Below are 18835 nucleotides of genomic sequence, written 5' to 3' on the forward strand. Positions count from 1 at the left end.
CGCCAGCCTCCTGCTCACGCAGCACACCGATGATCTGCTCTTCTGTAAATCTCTGCTTCTTCATTCGTCCGTCCTTCGTAAGGCCGGACTCTAATCAATTCTGGAAGAAATTCGCAGTGGCAGGTCAGCAAAATGCCAAATCGGGGCACGGCGAGATGACTCGGAACCAAGTCCGCTCCACGTCGTTGCCGCTTCGTACCTGACAATGATGCAAAGGAGGAAACCATGATTTCCGCAGATCAGATCCGTGAACATATGGAAGTGCGGGCTGCCGATGGCACCCATATGGGGACAGTCGATCATCTCGACGGACCCACGCGCATCAAGCTGGCGAAGACCGACTCGGAGGACGGCAAGCACCACCTGATCCCGATCGACTGGGTCGATCACGTCGATGCGCATGTTCATCTGTCAAAGAACGCCAGGGATGTTCGCACCCAGTGGGCCACTATTAACTGACGAGCGGTCGGCTGCGGCTTTTGCCGCAGCCTCCTCGCCGTAAGGAGCCTCGCATGTCCAAGCAATTGAGGAAGGGCGACGACGTGAGCTGGGACACCAGCCAGGGAAAGACCGAGGGCAGGGTGGTCAAAAAACAGATCAGCCAGACGAAGATCAAGGGCCACAAGGTGAAGGCGTCGGCGGCGGAACCCCAGTATATCGTGGAAAGCGACAAATCGGGAAAGCGGGCCGCACACAAGCCCGATGAACTCAGGAAGCTTTGAGGCCAACTCGGCGCCTCATCACAAGCATAAGGAGATCGATATGCCAGCCAAGTCCAAGGCCCAGCAGAAGGCGGCGGGCGCCGCACTGTCGGCCAAACGTGGCGAGACGCCCAAGAAAGAGCTCAAGGGCGCCTCCAAGCAGATGGTCGAGTCCATGAGCGAAAAACAGCTCGAGGAATTTGCATCCACCAAAAGAAAGGGCAAACCGGAGCACGCCCCCAAATAGGCAGGGCGCCGCGATGGCGGGGCGTCCGGCTTATGTCGTGGGCATCGAGAAATTCGCGACCTCGTGCGCCTCGGAGACGGCGAAGAGGATTGCGCGTGCGGATGCGTCCGGATCTTTCGCCAGCCAGCGCAATTCGAACGTCACCCCGGTGCGGCCATCTTCGGCCTGTCCCAACGAGACAAACGATGCGCTGCATTCAAGAGGTCCCAGCACATCCGAAAGGTCGGGAATATCAGAACTCGAGCCATAGACGACGAGCGTCGCCTTGCGTTCGCAGCGCAGCCAGGTGTCCAGGCGTTTCAGCGGCGACAGCACGATGACGGCGATGACGGTTGCGACGGTCCCGGTGACGATCTGGCCGCCGCCGAAGCAGAGGCCGACCACGGTCATGAACCACAGGGTCGCCGCCGTGGTGACGCCAGTCATCATGTCGCCGCGCCTGAGGATCGCTCCGCCGCCGATGAAGCCGACGCCGGTCAGGACGCCGAGGGGAAAGCGCAGCACGTCCATCTGGGTGAAAAAACTCAGTGTTTTCCCGTAGGTCGATAGAAGCAGGTTCGCCTGGACCATCGCAACGCAGGCGGCAAGCGCCACCAGGATCGTCGTCCGGAAGCCCGCGGCATGGCCGCCGCGCTCGCGGTCGAGGCCGATGAGGCCGCCGGCGATCACCGTCAGCGCGATGCGCGCGGCGATGTCCCACCAGCTCGGTGTCAGCGGCATGGCGTCGGTCAGGAACGAAGGCATGTTTCGCTCCGGGTTATATCGCGGGCTTTCCGCTGTTCGCCGGGCATTGATCCTCCTCGGCCATGATGCGTCACGGGTCTAAACGCCATGCGGCGCGGGACGTTCCGCGTTGCCGATGAGCCAAGATTGGCGGTTCGTCTGCGGCGGGTGTATGTATGTTTTGGATGGGGAGAACCTCCCCGTCAGCTATAAGCGCACCGCGCCCAAAACGGAGTATAGAATTGGCCGTCGCATTCACCAAGGAAGAGAGTTTCGAAACCGCTTCGGAAACCCTGCTGCCCGATCGTCCGGTTTCGCCGCATCTGAACCTGGTGACGGAGGCAGGGTTGAAGGCTCTGGAACTACTGTTCCAGCAGGCTCGCCTGGCCTATGATGCCGCGAGTGTCATCGAAGACGTGAACGAACGACGGCGGCAGGCGGCGGGACCGTTGCGCGACCTGCGCTATCTCGCGGCGAGGCTCCGCAACGCCCAGCTCATGCCTGACCCTGCGTCAACCGACACTGTCGCCTTCGGCAGCACGGTGACTTTCAGCCGCGACGACGGGCGCGTGCAGACCTATCGGATCGTCGGCGAGGACGAAGCCGATCCCAAGGCCGGATCGATTTCTTATGTGTCGCCGGTGGCGCGGTTGCTGATGGGCAAGGCTGTCGGCGATGTGGTGGAGACAGGTAGCCATGAGCTGCAGATCATCGCTATCGCGTAGGGCGGGATACTCAAAGCGGCGCCGAGTTTGACGATGCGCAATAATTGTTATGAAAAATGGTACTTCATAGTACTTTATTTATCATTCGCGGCCTAGAAAGATGACATCGAATATCGAAGGTCATCCGCATGGTCAGCGCAATTTCCAGTTCCGCATCCACCCTTTTGAGTTCAACCGCTTCAACCTCGTCGTCCAGTTCGTCGGACCAGCTTGCCTCTCTCGAGGCGCAGCTTGCCGAAAAGCAGGCAGCCCTGTCGCAAACGCAGGACGAGAAAGAGAAGGCCACAATCGAAAAATCCATCGAGACGCTGGAAGCAAAGATTGCCAAGCTCGAAGCGTCCGAGAGCAGCAAGACCGAGGCGTCCGCCGCATCGAAGCCCGCTACCGAGGCTCCGCAGGATCTCTCCGGCGAGAGCGAGCGTATCGGCACGAAGAATTTTGACGACACCAGCGAATTCGGCAGCCGCACGGCGTACGTGTGACAGCGCCTGTTTTGAGCCGCTGCTGTTCTGAGCAACGCGTTCAGAGATTGCGCTTGGCCACCGTGATGACCTCGCGCGTCAGCTTCGCCAGGCGATCGGCGGCGAGGCGGTTTATCTGCCAGTATAGTGGGACATCGAGTGGGGTGTCGGGAACCAATTCGACCAGCCGTCCCGATGCGAGATGTTCGCGGGTGAGCTGGGTCGGGTTCATTCCCCATCCCATGCCCGAAAGGCTCGCCTCGACGAAACTCTGCGTCGACGGCAGCCAATGGGTGGGATAATCGAGATCGCGTCCGAACTTGCTGCTTACCCAGCTGCTCTGCAACCTGTCCTTCTGATTGAAGGTGAGCGCCGGGGCATTGCGGATTGCCTCGGCGGTTACGCCGCCCGGAAAGTGGCGTGCCACGAAGTCGGGGGTTGCCGTAGCGTGGTAGCGCAGAATGCCGAGTGCAAATCGCCGGCATCCGCGGACCGGCTTCTCAAGGCTGGTGACGGCTGCGATCACCCGTCCGCGCTGCAACCATTCGGCGGTGTGGTCCTGGTCGTCGACGGCGATATTCAAGAGGTAGGAAGAACTCTTGGCGAAGTTCGACATGGCCTCCACGAACCATGTCCCAAGGCTGTCGGCATTGGTCGCGATCTGGAGCGTCACCCTTTGGCGTGGTTCGTCGGGATCGACGAGAGCCGGCAGTTGCCCGAAGAGTTCGGCTTCGAGCATGCCGACATTCTCCATATGGCGGCAGAGCCATTCTCCCTTTTCGGTTGCCGTGCACGGCGTGCCTCTGACGATGAGGACGGTACCGAGACGCTCCTCGATCTGCTTTACGCGCTGCGAAACGGCCGAGGGAGTGACGTTCAGCACGGTCGCAGCCCTATCGAAGCTGCCTGTCTGGACAACAGTTGCGACGGCGCGCAGGGCGGAGTAATCGAGCATGATTAAGCTTCGCTTAATTGAGATAAGCCAGATTAATTAGCCTAATTCTCTTCACGGCGATACGGCAACCCTTACCGAAGCAGGGGCGTTCGCCGAAGCGATGAATTTTTCGATCTATGTCACCGGCCTGATGATGGGCCTCAGCCTCATTGTCGCAATCGGCGCGCAGAACGCTTTTATTCTGCGCCAAGGCCTGCGCAACGAACATGTCTTTTCCGTCTGTTTCGCATGCGCGTTTTCGGATGCAGCGTTGATCGTGCTTGGCGTGACCAGCCTGCAGCAAATCGCCAGGTTTATGCCCTGGCTCGATCCGGTCATGCGCTATGGAGGAGCCGCGTTTCTGGCCTGGTATGGAGCGAAGAGCCTCTATTCCGCCTTTCGCTCGTCCGCCAGCCTCGCGGAAGCAGAAGCGAGACCATCGAGCTTTCGCCAGACGCTCATGACCTGCCTTGCACTGACCTGGCTCAACCCGCATGTCTATCTCGATACGGTCGTGCTGCTCGGCACGATATCGACACGCTACCCGGGACAGCAGGCTTCGTTTGCTGCGGGGGCGGTGACGGGTTCCTTTCTGTTTTTCTTTTCGCTCGGATACGGCGCCACGTGGCTGCGACCGATCTTCTCGAAGCCCTCATCCTGGCGCATGCTGGAAACGCTCGTCGCATTCACCATGTGGATCATCGCGTTCAAGCTGTTGGGCGGGATGTGATGGCCGTTCGACCGGCGAGATGGAAATGTGCTGGATCCGGCGGTAAACGGGTCGGTCAGGGGGCGCGGACGATCACAACGGCGCGCAAGCTTTTTGATGGACGGATGTTTCCTGATGGGCGCACATGGTGAGGCACGCCGAGCTTACAATCTTCAGCAGCGGTTCGGCTAGCAGAGGCGGCGACCGTCAACTCTATCTTGGGCTGACAATCGGCCAGCAGATGCGACGGAAAACGCCTTAGCTGCCGGAGTGCATGCTCATGGTTCACATCCCTGCGCCTCTGCGACTTGAACGCGGAAAGGGCCTGTACGATATTCCAGATGCTCATGTTCGACATGTCGGGGCCTCCTTTTGCTGCATCGGCTGCTGACCCCTCGAAATATGGCGAGCGATTGACATTCAATCAAACAAAATGATATGCGGTTATAAATCAGAAAAATTGAAAGATGCGACGATGAGTCTTCCCTTTCGCCGTCCCATTCCGCTGCTTGACAACGACGTGTTGCGTACCTTCGTTGCCATTGCCGAGACTGGCAATTTTTCGACCGCCGCGGAGGCGGTCTTTCGCACGCCGTCAGCGGTGTCGATGCAGATCAAGAAGCTCGAGGAACAACTGGGCGCGACGCTGTTTTTGCGCGATGCCCGCTCGGTGTCGCTGACGCGCCACGGCGAGATGCTGTTGTCCTACGCCCGCAACATCCTGGCGCTGTCGAACGAGGCAGTGTCGCGCTTCATCATGCCGGAGCTCAGCGGCGTCGTCAGGCTCGGCGCACCGGAGGATATCGGCGAGCGGCTGCTGCCGAGCATCCTGAAGAGTTTCGCGGAGAGCTATCCCGGCATCATGGTCGACGTAACGATCGACATGAGCATGGGGTTGAAGAAGCGCATGGAGGAACAGCGGCTCGACCTGGCCTTGATCAACTGTGCGACGCGGCCGTTCCCGACAGGCGGCGAGGTGGTGTTTCGCGAGCGGCTGGTCTGGGCCGGCGCCAAGTGCGGTTCGGCGCATCGGCGCGATCCCCTGCCGATCTCGATCTGGGAGGATGGCTGCATCTGGCGCCAGGAGGCTCTCTCCCAGCTCGAACGCAACAAGCGGCACTATCGCGTCGCCTATCTCAGCGGCCACACCATGGCGCAGCGCGCCGCCGTGCTCTCCGATCTCGCCATTGCGCCGCTGCCGCTGTCCTATGTCAATGAGGACATGGCGATCCTCGGCCCGCAGGAAGGCCTGCCGGAACTCGGCGCCTTCGATATCCGCCTGCTGACCGCCTCGCAGGTGTCCGGGCCGATCGAGACAGTGGCCGACAGCATTCGCGGCGCCTTTGCCGAGAGAGCGAAGGCGGTCGCCGCCTGATGATCTCTTTCAGGCGTTGAACCTTTTGTCCCCTTGTGCGTTATCGGCGCGAACGGCATAAGTCCCGTTCGGGGTTGATTTCAAACAAGGATATTCGAAATGACGACAACGGCCAAAATCGCCGCAGCCTTGATGGTACTTCTTGCGCTTTCCTCCTGCGGCAACACGATCCGCGGCATAGGAAAAGATACGGCCAACACCGTAAATGCAACGCAGGATGCGGGCCGCTCGGTTGACCGTGCTGCAAAGAAGTAAAGACCGTTCACATTCCTCCGGGGATGCCGGATAAAGCTTTCCTGGACAGAATCAATTATCGACTGGGCCGGATCAAGTATTGACCGGGGGATAAGCCTTTTCCAGCCCGCCGGATCGGTCAAGACCGGTCCGGAAGGCCTGGTAGGCAGGATGCTGGCTGGAGCGGGCGGTTTCCATCACCCGGATCTGAAGCCGATCCGGCGCATGTGCTCCGAGCCATATTCCGAGATTTTCGAGTTTTAGCGAGTTCAGGAACCGCGACCCTGCTGCGATGTCGAGATGGCGGCGCAGGCCGTCGAGCAGGTTGTCGTCCTGAGCGACATTTTCCATGAGCAGCGTCAGATATGATTTGTCCGTCTCCGACAGCGCGGCAAGCTTTTCCGCAACGGTATCGCGGTCGGGAAAGGGAACGTTGCCTGTCATCGAATCGTCCATGCTTGATCGTATTTTTGGCGTTATAAACTCGCCTTGACCTTCTCGGCTACATCGGCGGGCACCCATTTCATCCAGAGGCCCTCGTAATTGCGAAGGAAATGGATCGCGGCATCCTCGTTGCTTTCGTGGTTTTCGTCTTGCCAGGCAAGCACCTGGTTGATCGTCTGATTGTCCCATTTGCGGGTTTTGAGATAGGTGGTGACAGGTCCCGCGCGACTGGCGAAAGACCTGGTCATCAATGTGAAGGCGCGCGAGACCGGATAGGAATTAAGCTGGGGCCTGAGGCAGCCGGAAACCGCCGTACAGCGGTCCCACTCGGTCTTGTTATGACCGACGCCGAAGCTCAGGCGCGTCATCTCGTATTTGCCGAGGATTGCGGTCGGCGCCCAATAATAACCGAGCCAGCCGATCTTATTGTCGAAGGCGCGGGCGATCGAGGCGTCGAGCCGTTCGGCGCTGCCGGTTTCGACGAGTTCGAAGCCCTTTTTGTCCGCGGCAAGCGCCTTGAACAGGTTGGTGGTTGATATCTGACAACTCCAGTCGGCTGGGCAATTGTAAATAGCGCCCTTCGAGGCATCGTCCTCGGCGGGGAAGAGCTCGGGATGTCTCAGCGCATCTTCGACCGAACGGATGTCGGGATTGGCGTCGGCGATGAATTTCGGGATCCACCAGCCCTCGACGGCTCCGTCGGCCAGGATCTCGGCTCCCTGCACCAGCCGGCCGGAGTTGACGGCCTGATCGAGCAAGGCCCTGACGGAATTGATCCAGTACTCCGAGGCGATGTCGGGAGTGCCTTTCTCATTCATCGAGGCGAAGGTCGGCAGGGTGTCGCCGTCGACGATGGTGACGGCGCAACCGTAGCCCTTTTCCAGGATGATCTTGTCGAAGCTCGCCGCAATACCGGCCGAGGCCCATTTCATCTCAGCGATCGAAACATTGCCGCATTCGGCGGCTTCGGCCGGCGCGACGATAGAAAGAGCCGCGGCAAAGACGGCGGGAATCAGAAACGTCTTCATCGTCATTTCCCCGAATTCTTCTTTACAGCGCCGGCCTTTTCAGACGCGCTAATGACGCTGTGATACCTTGAATCTACGGACGCGCAGCCAGGGTCGGAAATCAGCGACAAATCCTTCTGGCGCCCAAAAGGAAATGACTGACGGGCGATGCCGCGACATACATTTCCGGTTCATGGGTGCCTTCCGTCCTTGCGGCTCCGGCAGCTCATTGCAGGTCATGCTCGAAAATGGCGGTTTTTGGGAAGCCTACGCGTTCGGTCGCAGAAATCAACCATCTTCTGCTGACGGTCGCCGGACTAAATTATTGAATTCGAAGAATTTATCTCAATATCCGGAAAATGGCGCCTTTGAGCGCAGTGCACGCTCTTGGCGATCACCGTCGGGTCTTCTGCAGAAATTTCGACCAGAATGTCAAAAAAGATCAAAATTAACATTTGCGTAAGGCTTCAATAACTCTCCGGTAAGAATGTGCCGTTATCAGTTGGGTCGTGGCGGGAATGACCGCCGCTTCTCCGGTTCAGGTAGTGCGTACCGGAGAAAGCGAGCTTCGCCGTGTAGGGGTGAAGACGCCTGAGTTTTCGGCAAACCGCGCAGAGCCAAGGCCATGCGCGGTTTTCGCGTTTCTGCGGGAAGCTTGACCCGGGCCAAGTCTTACCCTGTGCCAAGTCTTGACCCGGTGTCGCCGGCCATTGTAGGCCTCGCCTCAGCGAAAGGCGGCCACCATGGCAAGAGCGATCATGCTGCAGGGAACCGGCTCGGATGTCGGAAAGACGGTGCTGGTCGCTGGCCTTTGCCGTCTGGCGGCCAATCGCGGGCTGGCCGTCCGGCCGTTCAAGCCGCAGAACATGTCGAACAATGCAGCGGTTGCCGATGACGGCGGCGAGATCGGCCGAGCGCAGTGGCTGCAGGCACTGGCCGCACGCACGCCGTCTTCGGTGCACATGAACCCGGTGCTGCTCAAGCCGCAATCGGAAAACGGCAGCCAGATTATCGTGCAGGGCAGGGTGTTCGGCCAGGCGAAGGCGCGCGACTATCAGCGGCTGAAGCCGCAACTGCTCGGCGCGGTGCTCGAGAGTTTCGAAAAAGTGGCAGCAGATGCCGACCTCGTTATCGTCGAGGGTGCCGGATCGCCGGCCGAGATCAATCTCAGGGTCGCCGATATCGCCAATATGGGCTTTGCGACGCGTGCCGGCGTGCCTGTCGTGCTCGTCGGCGATATCGATCGCGGTGGCGTCATCGCCTCGCTGGTCGGCACGCAGGCGATCCTTGATGAGGGCGACCGAGCGATGGTTGCGGGTTATATCATCAACAAGTTTCGCGGCGACGTTTCGCTGTTTGACGATGGCATCCGCGCCATCGAAGGCTTTACCGGCTGGCCGTGTTTCGGCGTCGTGCCGTGGCTGCCGGGTGCGGCACGCCTGCCGGCCGAAGATTCGGTCGTGCTCGAACGGCTGGCGAAGGGCGGGGCGGGCCGGCTGAAGATCGCCGTGCCGGTGCTGCCCCGTATCGCCAATTTCGACGATCTCGATCCGCTGAGGAGCGAGCCGGATGTCGAGCTGGTCTTCGTGCGACCAGGCGAGCGGCTGCCTGTTGCAAGCCTCATCGTCCTTCCCGGCTCAAAATCGACGATATCTGATCTCGCCGACTTGAGGGCTGAGGGCTGGGACCGCGACCTCCAGGCGCATGTCAGGCGCGGCGGCCGGGTGATCGGCATTTGCGGCGGCTACCAGATGCTTGGTCGGACGGTGCACGATCCACTCGGCATCGAGGGCGGAATGCTCGAGGCGCCGGGGCTTGCGCTTCTCGACGTCGAGACCGAGATGGCGCCTGAAAAAACCGTGCGCAACAGTCATGCCCGCTCGACCGAATACGACGTGCCGCTTGCCGGCTACCAGATCCATCTCGGCATCACCCGCGGCCCGGATGGCACCCGGCCTTCGGCGATCATCGACGGGGCACCCGATGGCGCGCTTTCGGCCGACGGCCGAATCATGGGCACCTACCTGCACGGGCTCTTCGGCAGCGACCCCTACCGCGCCCGGCTGCTGCAGAGCTTCGGGTTATCAGGCGGGCGAAGGAATTACCGCGAGAGCGTCGAGCAGGCGCTCGACGAGATCGCCGGGGAATTGGAACGTCACCTCGATCCGCGCTGGCTGGCCGGACTGCTCGGTTAGGCCGGATGCATCCTTCGTTCTGCTCTTGCCAAATTAGTTGACTGAGTCCATTAATTGCCCCGGCGGAGCTGATCGAGAGCGGTAAGACCATGAGCGTGATGGATAGATTTTCACTGACGGGTCAGGTGGCGCTGGTGACCGGCGGCGGCCGTGGCCTGGGCTTCGAGATGGCACGTGCCCTTGCAGAGGCCGGCGCCCATGTCATCGTTACCGGACGCACGGCGGCGACGCTGGAAGACGCCGTAAGGATCATCCGTGCGGCGAGTGGCACAGCGGAGGCCGCCGCCTTCGATATCACCGATCGCGAGGCCCAGCGTGCGTTGATGGCCGATATCGAAAGGGCTCACGGTCGCCTCGACATCCTGATCAATAATGTCGGCGCCCGTGACAGGCGACCGCTGGCCGAATTCGATGATGATGCCATCATCGAACTGCTGCGCACCGATCTGGCCGCCGCGATGACGCTTTCGCGGGACGCCGCCGTGCTGATGAAGCGGCGCAATCACGGCCGCCTGATCTCGGTGACCTCCATCAGCGGCCATGTCGTCATGCCCGGTGACTGCGTCTATCCGGCAGCCAAGCAGGGCCTGACCGGCCTGATGCGCGGTATGGCGGTCGAATTCGGTCCGCACGGCATCACCAGCAACGCGATTGCGCCGGGCTGGTTTGCCACCGAAACCAATGCGGCGATGGCCGCGAACGAGGAATTGATGCCCTTCGTGCGCCAGCGCATTCCGGTCCAGCGCTGGGGGCGGCCCGACGAGATCGCCGGCGCGGCGCTGTTTCTTGCAAGCGCCGCCGCCTCCTTCGTCAATGGCCACGTCCTGACGGTCGATGGCGGCATGACGGTCAGGATGTGAGCGTTGGAAATATCGGTCTGGCGGTTCTCTATGGATGTGATGGCGCTCGGTTCGGTACCGAGGGACACCGGCCCCGTTTTCACGTCTTCCGCCAATCGCTCCGAAGTTCAAGGTCGAGACGTCACGCGCGCCTGACAGGCGGACTGAGTTCGCGGACGAGCTGCTGCAGGCTGCGCTGGTCCTCCGCTCCCGTTTTGTCGTAGATGGCGGCCAGTTGCGATTTCACGGTGCCGTCGGCAACGCCTTGTGCGTTGGCGATCTCGGATCGCGTCATGCCTTCGGAGACGTAGCCGACCACGCGCCGTTCGGCTGGAGTGAGAGCAAAAAGGGCGGCAACGGCTTCGACGGCCGACTGTGTCACCGTTCCCGCGGCGGCGAGGAAGATCGCCGCAGCCGCGCGGCTTTCGAAACGTCCCCTTTCGGTGCGCCGCTGCAGCGGCAGAACGTGCGCGACGGCGGGGCGCTCGGCCGAGGCAAGCGGGACATCGATCCCAGCCGCTGCGAGACTGATTTCGTCCCGCGCGCCAAGCGCCACGGCGTTGGAAAGGGCAGCGCCTGCATAAGCGTAGCGCGCGGCCAGCCGGCCTGAAAGCGAGTGAACGACGTGCTGCTCGCGCAATCGTGCTTCTGCGGCATGGTTGGCGAAAAGGATTGTCATGTCTTCAGCAACGATGAAGACCGCATGGTCGAGAGCGTCGATGACCTCCCTGAGGACGGCTGCTTCGGCGCGCTCCATCTCGAACATGTCGTGGATCGTCACGGCACGGCGGATATGCGGGCCGAGTAGCCCGACAATGTCGAAGACGCGTCGCTCGCTCGGTTCGTATTGCACCGAAATGTTGATTGTCCCGACCCGGGTCGGGCGCTTCAGCACCGCCATGTCAATCGAGTTCAATACCCCATACTTGGCATGAAAGTTCTGGTAGAGCGCACCGCTCTTCCAGACGGCTTCGCCATCGGGTCCATAGAGGGAGAACATTCGCTCCAGCGTATCCGGCTGATCGATCTCCATTCGGTGGAGAAGGTGGAAGAACGGGACGTCCTTCGCATGCGCGACGAGGGTGCTGATGGCTTCTCCGTCGTCGCAGGCGATCTGAGCCAGCCGTGCGGAACGGGTGGTGGTGTCGAAGACGGCAAGCGTGGTCAAAAACCCATTCACCTGGCCATTGATCAGACGAAGAGCGTTTGGCCAGGCATCCTCCCGGGCCACACAATCATAAATAGCGCCAATGATTTCCGACAGCTGTTGTTCCATGATCGCAATCCTGCATCAGCCCGGCCTGCGCGGTCAATTGCCGCCGGCCAGGACGCCTTCATTTCCGGGATTTGCGGAAGATTTCATCCCCCACGCGGGAGATGTTTCATCGCGTGGATTTCTTACAACGCCACTGCCGGCCGGATTCCACTCGGCTTGGACAACCAGAAATTGGAGGGCAATCTTCATGAAAGCGACCAAAGCGCCGATCGCGGCGCTTCTCTTTATCGCAGTTTTACCGGCTGCAGCGCTCGGCGGCGGCGCCGGCCTGCCGAACCAGGTCCGGGAGGCCAATTCGCGCTTCCAGGACGTCAACCAGGCCGTCAGGGAAGGCTATTCGCCGATCCCGTGCACCAGCGGCATCGATGGGGGTGCTATGGGCATCCACTATGTCAATGCCGACCTCATCAAGGATGAGGCCGTTGATCTCTCCAAGCCGGAAGCCGTGATGTACGAGCCTGACGAACACGGCAAGATGAAACTGGTCGCCGTCGAATACATCACGACGAAAGGTCCCGCCAATCTCGGCGGTCAGCTGTTCAGTTTCACGAATGCACCGAACCGCTACGGCCTTCCGGCTTTCTACGAGTTGCATGTCTGGGCATGGAAGGACAATCCGAAGGGATCGTTCGCCGACATGAACCCCGACGTCAGCTGCCGGCATGCGCACGGTTGATGAAGCGCTGCGTCACTCAAGGCATCATGAAAGGATAAAACAATGCCGCAATTCGTTGTCGAACGAAATATTCCAGGTCTCGGAGATATGAGCAAGGAAACCCTGCGCGAGATCTCGGCGAAATCCAACGCCGTCGTGGCCTCCCTCGGCGAACCCTATAGCTGGATCACCAGCTATGTGACTGGCGACAAGATGTACTGCGTTCATGAGGCCGAGAGTGCGGAAGCGGTCTATCGGCACGCGGAAAAGGGTGGCTTTCCTGCGGACCGCGTGACGGAGATCACGAGCCTCATCGGCCCTCATTCGGCCGCGCGTTAAACGCCGCGTTCGATGGGGCGCGGCAACCCCACTTTCCATCCGCGCACAGCCCTTCCGCAAACCGATTTCGAGGTGATGCGCCGGGGCGCGGGAGCTGGCCGGCGGACGAGGCGCCGGCCGCCTCGCAGGCGCAGCGATGTTGTAATCGGCGCACGCGTCTCCGGGGACAATCATGAGCGAGAAGCTCTTGCAGACGGGTTCGAACTGCGACTGTCCAAAGCGGTATTGCTGCTGTTTTCTCCGGCTCGTAACTTCATCCTGTGGCAACGACGGCAGTCGGTGGAAAATCGGCTTGGCGCGCTGTCGGACCACATGCTGAAGGACATTGCGGCGTCGAGAAGCGAGATCCCGTTCGTCGCCTCGCGGGATGGAGACTGGAACAGATTCCGCTGACCGAGCAGCCCTTTGCACATCGAAGCGAGGCAAAACGCTCGACGAGAAAAGGCCAGAATTCCGCATCACTCCCATTCGCCCGGGTGTAGTATAACGACGCGAAGCAGGTTAATGAACGGCAGGTGTAAGACCGCTCGTTGAGCGCCCGTTCTGCCGTTCTGCTCATCGGGCTCGAGGGCGAAATGGCCATTGCCGGTTCTCGGTCCTCATGCGGAGATTGAAAAATTAAAAATCATATTCAATGGCTTATAGAGCAGGGGATCACCAGCGAGCATATTGGCGACCTCGTCGCCGGTCTGTGCGACCGGCTGATCGCGGACGGATTTCCGATCTGGCGGGCGAGTATCAGAATGCCGTCCCTCCATCCCATGTATCGCGGCGTTTCGGCTAATTTCATGCGGGGCGGTGCGACTGTCCTTGAAAATGCGGAGCACGGCAGTGAGACGGAACGTGACTTCGAGAAGACGCCGATCTTTCACCTTTTGAGCCGCGGCGAAACAAAGGGGCGATGGAACCTGGCGAGCGGCGAGGGGCTCGATTACAGCGAACTCAACGAATTCGCGCTCGCCGGTGGCACGGATCACGTGATCAGCCTGTTCGAATTCCCGAAGGAAGTCGCGCTGCGCGGGCTCGGTTTCTCGCTGACGAGCGACGCGCCGGGCGGATTTTCCGATCAACAGCTGGCGATCATAGAAGAGCTGTTCCCGGCGCTGGGGCTGGCGGCTTACCGCGTGGCGGTTTCGAAGACCGCGACCGATATCCTCGCCGTCTATACCGGCGCCAGGACCAGTGCGCGCATCCTTGCGGGCGAAACCCGCAGGGGAATGGGTGGCTCCATCGATGCCGCCATCCTGCTTGCCGACCTCCGCAATTTCACGGCGCTGACCGAGGCCTACCAGCCAGGCGAGATCGTCGGGTTTCTCAACGAGCATTTCGAGCTGATCGACCGGCATGTCGAGGAAAATTCCGGCGAGATCCTCAAGTTCATGGGCGACAGCGTGCTGGGGATCTTTCCGACGGACGCCGAGGATCCGCAAAGGGCGTGTAAGGCTGCGTTGGCTTCGGCACAGAATCTGCTGAAGGCAAACGAAGAGCTCAATCGCGAGCGGACGCGCAATGGAGGCCCCGATATCGGCATCGATGTCGTGCTGCATCTCGGCGAGCTTTTCTACGGAAATGTCGGCGCTCACGGCAGGCTCGACTTCACGGTGATCGGCAGGGCGGTCAACGAGGCTTCGCGGCTGGAGAAACTCTGCGGTACGCTTGAGCAGCACCTTCTGCTGTCGGAGAGTTTCGCGGCCAACTGTACGGTGGCTTGCGAGTATCTCGGGTCGTTCGAATTGCGTGGAGTTTCAAAGCGGGCCGACGTCTTCAAGCTCGCCAACTCTGTGTCATGAAGCGCCGATCAAAGGCGCGACCACGTTCAGATCTCGCCTGAGACCTCACGACGGCGACGGTCAAGTTCTTCACTGTAGCGGCGCAGCGTATAGCTTTCGCTGAGCTGGCCGATCACCTTGCGTTCGATCAGGTTGTTGACGACGGCGAGTGCTTCGCTTTCGCTCTTGTCGAAGATCGCCGCCGCCTGCCTGGCATTCATCTGTGGCTGTAGGAAATCGTTGCGGTAGTGGATGAAATCGGCAAGCGTCTTGCCCTCGTCCTGCACGTCGGTCGGGTTGGCGTAGATCTCCGGCACCAGCACGAGGCCTGCATATTTGTCGCTCTCCTCGACGAGGATGACGCGCTGGGTCGAGCCGATCGGGAAGGCCTGCTTGAATTCCTCCAGCGAAATACCCGCCCTTGCCGTCTTGACGTCGGCGCGCATCAGCTTGTCCACTGTCAGGTTACGGATCCAGCCGACGTCGTGGGCGCTGCGGATGCTTTCGCCGCGCAGGTGGAAGCGCCAGGTGGCGAAGGAATAGCCGAAGGTTGAGCGGACGACGAGTGAGGAGGTGATGACGGCGGCGAGCACTAGAGCGGTGATCGGAAAATCGCCGGTGATTTCGAGCGCCAGGAACGTCATCGTCAGCGGCCCGCCGATGACGGCGACGGCGAGCGAGCTCATGCCGACGACGGCATAGATTACGGGCGTCAGCGTCGCATCGGCGAAATAGGGGCCGCAATAGGCAAAGAGCTTGCCGAGCAGGGCGCCCATGAACAGTGAGGCGAAGAACAGGCCGCCCCTGAAGCCGGAGCCGATCGAGATCGCCGAGGCCAGGGATTTCAACAGGAAGAGGCCGAGCAGCGCCGGGATCGCCACCTCGCGGGAGAGATTGAGATGCAGCGCGCCGTGGCCGGCCGAGAGCACCTGTGGCGAAATCATCGCCAGAAGTCCGACGACGATGCCGCCGAGCGCCGGGCGGAAGGGCGGGGCGATCGAGCTCTTGCGCGCCAGCTCCTCGACGAAGGAGACGCCCTGCATGATCAGGATGCCGACGCCAGCGCAGAAGCCACCGAGCAGCATAGCCGGGATATAATCGGCCGGCACGACTGCGCCGAAGCTGCCGATGTCGATGGTGAAATCGCCGTGGGTGAGCAGCCTTGCGATGAGGGTGGAAACCAGGGCCGAGACGACCACAGGGGTCAGCGAGACGATCGTATAGGTGCCGATGATCAGCTCGAAGGCGTAGAAGGCGCCGGTCAGCGGCGCGTTGAAGGCAGCGGCGATAGCGCCCGCCGCGCCGCAGCCGACGAGGGTGCGCAGATCGGAGCGGCGAAGCTGCAGCTTCAGGCCGAATTTCGAGGCGAGGCCGGCGGCAAGCTGGGTATAGCCGGCCTCGAGGCCGACGGAGGCGCCGAACCCGTTGGAAATCAGGTTCTGCACGGCAACGATGATGCTGTCGGTCAAGGACAGGCGGCCGCCATGCAGCGCATTGGCCTCGATCGGGTCAACCATCGGTTTCTTGCGCCGTTTCGCCAGTACGAACAGCAACAGGCCGAGCAGGACGCCACCGATGACGGGGGCAGTGAGAAGCAGCAGCTTGTCGTCGATCACCGACGAGCTCAGCCGCTCGCTGTCGTCGATGCCGAAGACCATCTGATGCAGTTGATTGGAGACGTAGCTCATGCCGGTGACGGCGAGACCCGAGGTGATGCCGACGACGGCACCCGCCAGCGACAGGCCGACCTCACTGCGGCGGGTCAGCGCCCGCAGCCGCCCCGGGTCGAAGAAAACACGCAGCGCTCGGAACCGGCGCCGATCCAATTTCATAAGCATGGCAAGACAACTAGGCAGGAAGAGGCCCGGTCAAGGGCGATGGCGCAGTCCGCTTGCAGTGCAATTGTGGCGAAAAGCCGGCGCCCTGGATAAATATTTGTGACGTAAGTATCTGATAAATGACGATGTTTTAGGTAGGGTAAGTCGTGTTGCTGGCGTTGCCTCGCCTGTCTAGCCACTGCCGGCCGTCGAGGGCGGTTGACTTCACCCCTGAGCTTGCCTAACCATCCCTCAACGGATGGTCACCTGACCATCCTCGGATATAACGGATGGTTCCGGATCGGTGTTACGCCTTCCGGATGAAAAGGGAATGTGACGGGGCGGACCCAAGCCGGGCGCCTTCATCACAGCCGACCCCGCGACTGTAGAGCGGTCAGGGTCTTCCATCCGGCATCGAGCCCTTCCGGCCGGCGGCTTGCAATAATGCAAGCGGGCGGGACGGGCGACATGCCGGAAAAGCCACTGGACATGCATGATGATCAACCGGGGTCGGACGCCTCTTAAGTCTACGAATCGTCCACCTTTTCATCGATGCAGCCGGGAAGGCGAGGCAGATCCGCTGGCACGATCAGGGCGACCGGTTTCCGGTCTGCCCCGATCGCGGCCGATAACCGCGAGCCAGGAGACCTGCCATCCCGTGCCGGGCGAGAAGCCCAACCCTGGGCAAGAGGCCCGCTGCCAGCACGGAGGTTGTCTTGGCTGAACGATTGAATTCGGCGCGGCCTTGTGCGGCGCGATCGAGTGGGTGGGGTGCGGCATCCCACCAAAGGGGCGTCTGCGCATGACGACCGCTCCCTCCAACACCGTCTTCATCCTCGGCGGCGCCCGTTCGGGGAAATCCCGCTTCGCCGAGTCCCTTGTCATTTCGATCGGCCTCGACCGCCATTATCTCGCGACCGGCCGCGCCTGGGATGAGGAAATGCAGGCGCGCATTGCCCAACATAGAGCCGATCGCGGCCCGTCCTGGACGACGCATGAAGAGCCGCTCGATCTCGTCGGCAAGCTTGACGCTATCGACCGCGAGGGCGGCGTCGTGCTCATCGATTGCCTGACACTCTGGGTCACCAATCTGATGATGGATGAGCGCGATATGGCGGCGGAATTTGCCGCGCTCACCGATTTTCTGCCGCAGGCGAAGGCGCAGCTCGTTTTCGTTTCCAATGAGGTCGGCCTCGGCATCGTGCCGGATAATCGCATGGCGCGGGAATTCCGCGATCATGCCGGCCGGCTGCACCAATCAATTGCGGCCAAGGCCGCCGAAGTCTATTTCATCGCGGCAGGCCTGCCGTTGAAAATGAAGGGTTAAGTTCATGAACCAGCAGAAAATTCCCGCAACCGTCATTACCGGCTTTCTCGGCGCCGGCAAGACGACGATGATCCGCAACCTGCTCACCAATGCCGGCGGCAAAAAGATCGCGCTCATCATCAACGAGTTCGGCGATCTCGGCGTCGATGGCGAGGTGCTGAAGGGCTGCGGCGCTGACAATTGCACCGAGGACGATATCATCGAGCTGACCAATGGCTGCATCTGCTGCACCGTCGCCGACGATTTCATCCCGACGATGACGAAGTTGCTCGAGCGTGAACAGCGGCCCGACCATATCGTCATCGAAACCTCGGGCCTTGCCCTGCCGCAGCCGCTGGTCGCGGCCTTCAATTGGCCTGACATTCGCACCCAGGTGACGGTCGATGGCGTCATTACCGTGGTCGACAGCGCGGCTGTCGCCGCCGGCCGTTTCGCCGACGACCACGATGCCGTCGAGGCGGCGCGCGGCGCAGATGAATCGCTCGATCACGAAAGCCCGATCGAGGAGTTGTTCGAGGATCAGCTGACTTGCGCCGATCTGATCGTACTCAACAAGACCGACCTGATCGACGCTGCCGGCCTTATCAGGGTTCGCGACGAGGTCGCCTCCCGCACGGTGCGCAAGCCGGTGATGATCGAGGCGAAAAATGGCGAGGTGTCGGCCGGAATTCTGCTCGGCCTCGGCATCGGCACGGAGGACGATGTCGCCAACCGCAAATCGCATCACGAGCTGGAGCATGAGGACGGCGCGCCGCACGACCATGACGAATTCGACAGCTTCGTCGTCGAACTCGGCCCGGTCGCCGATCCCGCCGGCTTCATTGCTGGCCTGAAGACGATTATCGCCGACCATGACGTACTGCGTCTCAAGGGTTTCGTCGATGTCGCCGGCAAGCCGATGCGCCTGCAGATCCAGGCCGTCGGCAGCCGCATCGACCATTATTTCGACCGTGCCTGGGCCCCGAGCGAAACGCGCGCCACGCGCCTCGTGGTCATCGGTCTGCACGAGATGGACCAGGACGCTGTTAGGGCGGCGATCGAGGCGCTGGCGTAATCCC

The 18835-nt window shown here is 61.1% G+C and carries 23 protein-coding genes and 1 riboswitch; of the genes, 16 read left to right on the plus strand and 7 right to left on the minus strand.

What is annotated here, in order from left to right:
• Positions 1-225 precede the first annotated feature (225 nt).
• From HJB83_RS23255 to HJB83_RS23265, 3 genes are read left to right on the plus strand one after another with little or no spacing between them, the layout of a single operon-like run.
• Positions 226-459, plus strand: a complete 234-nt coding sequence (locus HJB83_RS23255; protein ID WP_221133257.1) for a DUF2171 domain-containing protein — start codon at positions 226-228, stop codon at positions 457-459.
• Between the two features lie 53 nt (positions 460-512).
• A complete protein-coding gene (locus HJB83_RS23260; RefSeq protein WP_207580821.1) occupies positions 513-722 on the plus strand; it encodes a DUF2945 domain-containing protein in 210 nt (69 codons plus the stop codon).
• 40 nt (positions 723-762) lie between these two features.
• Positions 763-948, plus strand: a complete 186-nt coding sequence (locus tag HJB83_RS23265) for a DUF3008 family protein (RefSeq protein ID WP_207580820.1) — start codon at positions 763-765, stop codon at positions 946-948.
• A 30-nt stretch (positions 949-978) separates the two neighbouring features.
• Here HJB83_RS23265 and HJB83_RS23270 read toward each other — a convergent pair whose 3' ends face one another.
• Complete coding sequence (locus tag HJB83_RS23270) at positions 979-1692, minus strand: MgtC/SapB family protein (protein WP_207580819.1); 714 nt, start codon at positions 1690-1692, stop codon at positions 979-981.
• 221 nt (positions 1693-1913) lie between these two features.
• Here HJB83_RS23270 and greA point away from each other — a divergent pair, with 221 nt between their 5' ends.
• Positions 1914-2396, plus strand: a complete 483-nt coding sequence (gene greA, locus HJB83_RS23275) for a transcription elongation factor GreA (protein WP_207580818.1) — start codon at positions 1914-1916, stop codon at positions 2394-2396.
• Positions 2397-2518: 122 nt separating this feature from the next.
• A complete protein-coding gene (locus HJB83_RS23280) occupies positions 2519-2878 on the plus strand; it encodes a hypothetical protein (RefSeq protein ID WP_207584327.1) in 360 nt (119 codons plus the stop codon).
• A 40-nt stretch (positions 2879-2918) separates the two neighbouring features.
• Here the strand turns inward: HJB83_RS23280 and HJB83_RS23285 are convergent, their stop codons facing one another.
• Positions 2919-3812, minus strand: coding sequence for a LysR family transcriptional regulator ArgP (locus tag HJB83_RS23285; RefSeq protein WP_221133258.1), 894 nt, complete (start codon positions 3810-3812; stop codon positions 2919-2921).
• Positions 3813-3912: 100 nt separating this feature from the next.
• On the opposite strand from HJB83_RS23285, the gene HJB83_RS23290 reads away from it, so the two are divergent.
• Positions 3913-4521: a LysE/ArgO family amino acid transporter gene (locus HJB83_RS23290; protein ID WP_207580816.1), complete on the plus strand. Its 609-nt coding sequence runs from the start codon at positions 3913-3915 to the stop codon at positions 4519-4521.
• 55 nt (positions 4522-4576) lie between these two features.
• On the opposite strand, the gene HJB83_RS23295 is transcribed toward HJB83_RS23290, so the two are convergent.
• Positions 4577-4858, minus strand: coding sequence for a hypothetical protein (locus HJB83_RS23295; RefSeq protein WP_207584405.1), 282 nt, complete (start codon positions 4856-4858; stop codon positions 4577-4579).
• Positions 4859-4933: 75 nt separating this feature from the next.
• Between HJB83_RS23295 and HJB83_RS23300 the strand changes: the two genes are divergently transcribed.
• A complete protein-coding gene (locus HJB83_RS23300; RefSeq protein WP_207580815.1) occupies positions 4934-5875 on the plus strand; it encodes a LysR family transcriptional regulator in 942 nt (313 codons plus the stop codon).
• Between the two features lie 99 nt (positions 5876-5974).
• Positions 5975-6130, plus strand: coding sequence for a hypothetical protein (locus tag HJB83_RS23305; RefSeq protein ID WP_003540537.1), 156 nt, complete (start codon positions 5975-5977; stop codon positions 6128-6130).
• 72 nt (positions 6131-6202) lie between these two features.
• Here HJB83_RS23305 and HJB83_RS23310 read toward each other — a convergent pair whose 3' ends face one another.
• Together HJB83_RS23310 and HJB83_RS23315 are read right to left on the minus strand one after the other, a co-directional pair.
• A complete protein-coding gene (locus HJB83_RS23310) occupies positions 6203-6565 on the minus strand; it encodes a hypothetical protein (protein WP_207580814.1) in 363 nt (120 codons plus the stop codon).
• Between the two features lie 20 nt (positions 6566-6585).
• A complete protein-coding gene (locus tag HJB83_RS23315) occupies positions 6586-7587 on the minus strand; it encodes a glycine betaine ABC transporter substrate-binding protein (RefSeq protein ID WP_221117618.1) in 1002 nt (333 codons plus the stop codon).
• A 716-nt stretch (positions 7588-8303) separates the two neighbouring features.
• Here HJB83_RS23315 and HJB83_RS23320 point away from each other — a divergent pair.
• Positions 8304-9755: a cobyric acid synthase gene (locus HJB83_RS23320; protein ID WP_221133259.1), complete on the plus strand. Its 1452-nt coding sequence runs from the start codon at positions 8304-8306 to the stop codon at positions 9753-9755.
• Between the two features lie 89 nt (positions 9756-9844).
• Positions 9845-10615 carry an SDR family oxidoreductase gene (locus HJB83_RS23325; RefSeq protein ID WP_207580811.1) on the plus strand — a complete coding sequence of 257 codons (771 nt, stop codon included), beginning with the start codon at positions 9845-9847 and terminating at the stop codon, positions 10613-10615.
• Positions 10616-10736: 121 nt separating this feature from the next.
• Here HJB83_RS23325 and HJB83_RS23330 read toward each other — a convergent pair whose 3' ends face one another.
• A complete protein-coding gene (locus HJB83_RS23330) occupies positions 10737-11870 on the minus strand; it encodes a helix-turn-helix transcriptional regulator (protein ID WP_207580810.1) in 1134 nt (377 codons plus the stop codon).
• A gap of 187 nt (positions 11871-12057) precedes the next feature.
• On the opposite strand from HJB83_RS23330, the gene HJB83_RS23335 reads away from it, so the two are divergent.
• The 4 genes from HJB83_RS23335 to HJB83_RS23350 all read left to right on the plus strand — a co-directional run bounded on the left by HJB83_RS23335 (position 12058) and on the right by HJB83_RS23350 (position 14654).
• Positions 12058-12546 carry a hypothetical protein gene (locus HJB83_RS23335; RefSeq protein ID WP_221133260.1) on the plus strand — a complete coding sequence of 163 codons (489 nt, stop codon included), beginning with the start codon at positions 12058-12060 and terminating at the stop codon, positions 12544-12546.
• A 42-nt stretch (positions 12547-12588) separates the two neighbouring features.
• Positions 12589-12864, plus strand: a complete 276-nt coding sequence (locus tag HJB83_RS23340; RefSeq protein ID WP_207580809.1) for a DUF4242 domain-containing protein — start codon at positions 12589-12591, stop codon at positions 12862-12864.
• 12 nt (positions 12865-12876) lie between these two features.
• The gene (locus HJB83_RS23345; RefSeq protein WP_259671205.1) at positions 12877-13257 is read left to right on the plus strand and encodes a DUF1127 domain-containing protein; all 381 of its coding nucleotides are present in this window, start codon (positions 12877-12879) and stop codon (positions 13255-13257) included.
• Between the two features lie 224 nt (positions 13258-13481).
• Entirely contained in the window at positions 13482-14654 is a 1173-nt protein-coding gene (locus HJB83_RS23350) for an adenylate/guanylate cyclase domain-containing protein (RefSeq protein ID WP_405049184.1), read from the plus strand.
• A gap of 26 nt (positions 14655-14680) precedes the next feature.
• Here HJB83_RS23350 and HJB83_RS23355 read toward each other — a convergent pair whose 3' ends face one another.
• Positions 14681-16471 carry a chloride channel protein gene (locus HJB83_RS23355; protein ID WP_221159665.1) on the minus strand — a complete coding sequence of 597 codons (1791 nt, stop codon included), beginning with the start codon at positions 16469-16471 and terminating at the stop codon, positions 14681-14683.
• Between the two features lie 253 nt (positions 16472-16724).
• A riboswitch (cobalamin riboswitch) is annotated at positions 16725-17121 on the plus strand.
• Positions 17122-17252: 131 nt separating this feature from the next.
• On the opposite strand from HJB83_RS23355, the gene cobU reads away from it, so the two are divergent.
• Positions 17253-17777, plus strand: a complete 525-nt coding sequence (cobU, locus tag HJB83_RS23360) for a bifunctional adenosylcobinamide kinase/adenosylcobinamide-phosphate guanylyltransferase (protein ID WP_207580807.1) — start codon at positions 17253-17255, stop codon at positions 17775-17777.
• Between the two features lie 4 nt (positions 17778-17781).
• The gene (gene cobW, locus HJB83_RS23365) at positions 17782-18831 is read left to right on the plus strand and encodes a cobalamin biosynthesis protein CobW (RefSeq protein ID WP_221117622.1); all 1050 of its coding nucleotides are present in this window, start codon (positions 17782-17784) and stop codon (positions 18829-18831) included.
• The last annotated feature ends 4 nt before the right edge of the window (positions 18832-18835 follow it).

It is taken from the genome of Rhizobium sp. NZLR11 (assembly GCF_019685115.1).
Classification (GTDB): Bacteria; Pseudomonadota; Alphaproteobacteria; order Rhizobiales; family Rhizobiaceae; genus Rhizobium.

Coding starts and splice junctions, on each gene's coding strand:
- HJB83_RS23330 (WP_207580810.1), bottom strand. CDS start 11,870: ATGGAACAACAGCTGTCGGAAATCATTGGCGCTATTTATGATTGTGTG.
- cobU (WP_207580807.1), top strand. CDS start 17,253: ATGACGACCGCTCCCTCCAACACCGTCTTCATCCTCGGCGGCGCCCGT.
- HJB83_RS23290 (WP_207580816.1), top strand. CDS start 3,913: ATGAATTTTTCGATCTATGTCACCGGCCTGATGATGGGCCTCAGCCTC.
- HJB83_RS23340 (WP_207580809.1), top strand. CDS start 12,589: ATGCCGCAATTCGTTGTCGAACGAAATATTCCAGGTCTCGGAGATATG.
- HJB83_RS23345 (WP_259671205.1), top strand. CDS start 12,877: ATGGGGCGCGGCAACCCCACTTTCCATCCGCGCACAGCCCTTCCGCAA.
- HJB83_RS23300 (WP_207580815.1), top strand. CDS start 4,934: ATGATATGCGGTTATAAATCAGAAAAATTGAAAGATGCGACGATGAGT.
- HJB83_RS23325 (WP_207580811.1), top strand. CDS start 9,845: ATGAGCGTGATGGATAGATTTTCACTGACGGGTCAGGTGGCGCTGGTG.
- HJB83_RS23335 (WP_221133260.1), top strand. CDS start 12,058: ATGAAAGCGACCAAAGCGCCGATCGCGGCGCTTCTCTTTATCGCAGTT.
- HJB83_RS23265 (WP_207580820.1), top strand. CDS start 763: ATGCCAGCCAAGTCCAAGGCCCAGCAGAAGGCGGCGGGCGCCGCACTG.
- HJB83_RS23320 (WP_221133259.1), top strand. CDS start 8,304: ATGGCAAGAGCGATCATGCTGCAGGGAACCGGCTCGGATGTCGGAAAG.
- cobW (WP_221117622.1), top strand. CDS start 17,782: ATGAACCAGCAGAAAATTCCCGCAACCGTCATTACCGGCTTTCTCGGC.
- HJB83_RS23295 (WP_207584405.1), bottom strand. CDS start 4,858: ATGTCGAACATGAGCATCTGGAATATCGTACAGGCCCTTTCCGCGTTC.
- HJB83_RS23260 (WP_207580821.1), top strand. CDS start 513: ATGTCCAAGCAATTGAGGAAGGGCGACGACGTGAGCTGGGACACCAGC.
- HJB83_RS23310 (WP_207580814.1), bottom strand. CDS start 6,565: ATGGACGATTCGATGACAGGCAACGTTCCCTTTCCCGACCGCGATACC.
- HJB83_RS23305 (WP_003540537.1), top strand. CDS start 5,975: ATGACGACAACGGCCAAAATCGCCGCAGCCTTGATGGTACTTCTTGCG.
- HJB83_RS23285 (WP_221133258.1), bottom strand. CDS start 3,812: ATGCTCGATTACTCCGCCCTGCGCGCCGTCGCAACTGTTGTCCAGACA.
- HJB83_RS23355 (WP_221159665.1), bottom strand. CDS start 16,471: ATGCTTATGAAATTGGATCGGCGCCGGTTCCGAGCGCTGCGTGTTTTC.
- HJB83_RS23315 (WP_221117618.1), bottom strand. CDS start 7,587: ATGACGATGAAGACGTTTCTGATTCCCGCCGTCTTTGCCGCGGCTCTT.
- HJB83_RS23270 (WP_207580819.1), bottom strand. CDS start 1,692: ATGCCTTCGTTCCTGACCGACGCCATGCCGCTGACACCGAGCTGGTGG.
- HJB83_RS23255 (WP_221133257.1), top strand. CDS start 226: ATGATTTCCGCAGATCAGATCCGTGAACATATGGAAGTGCGGGCTGCC.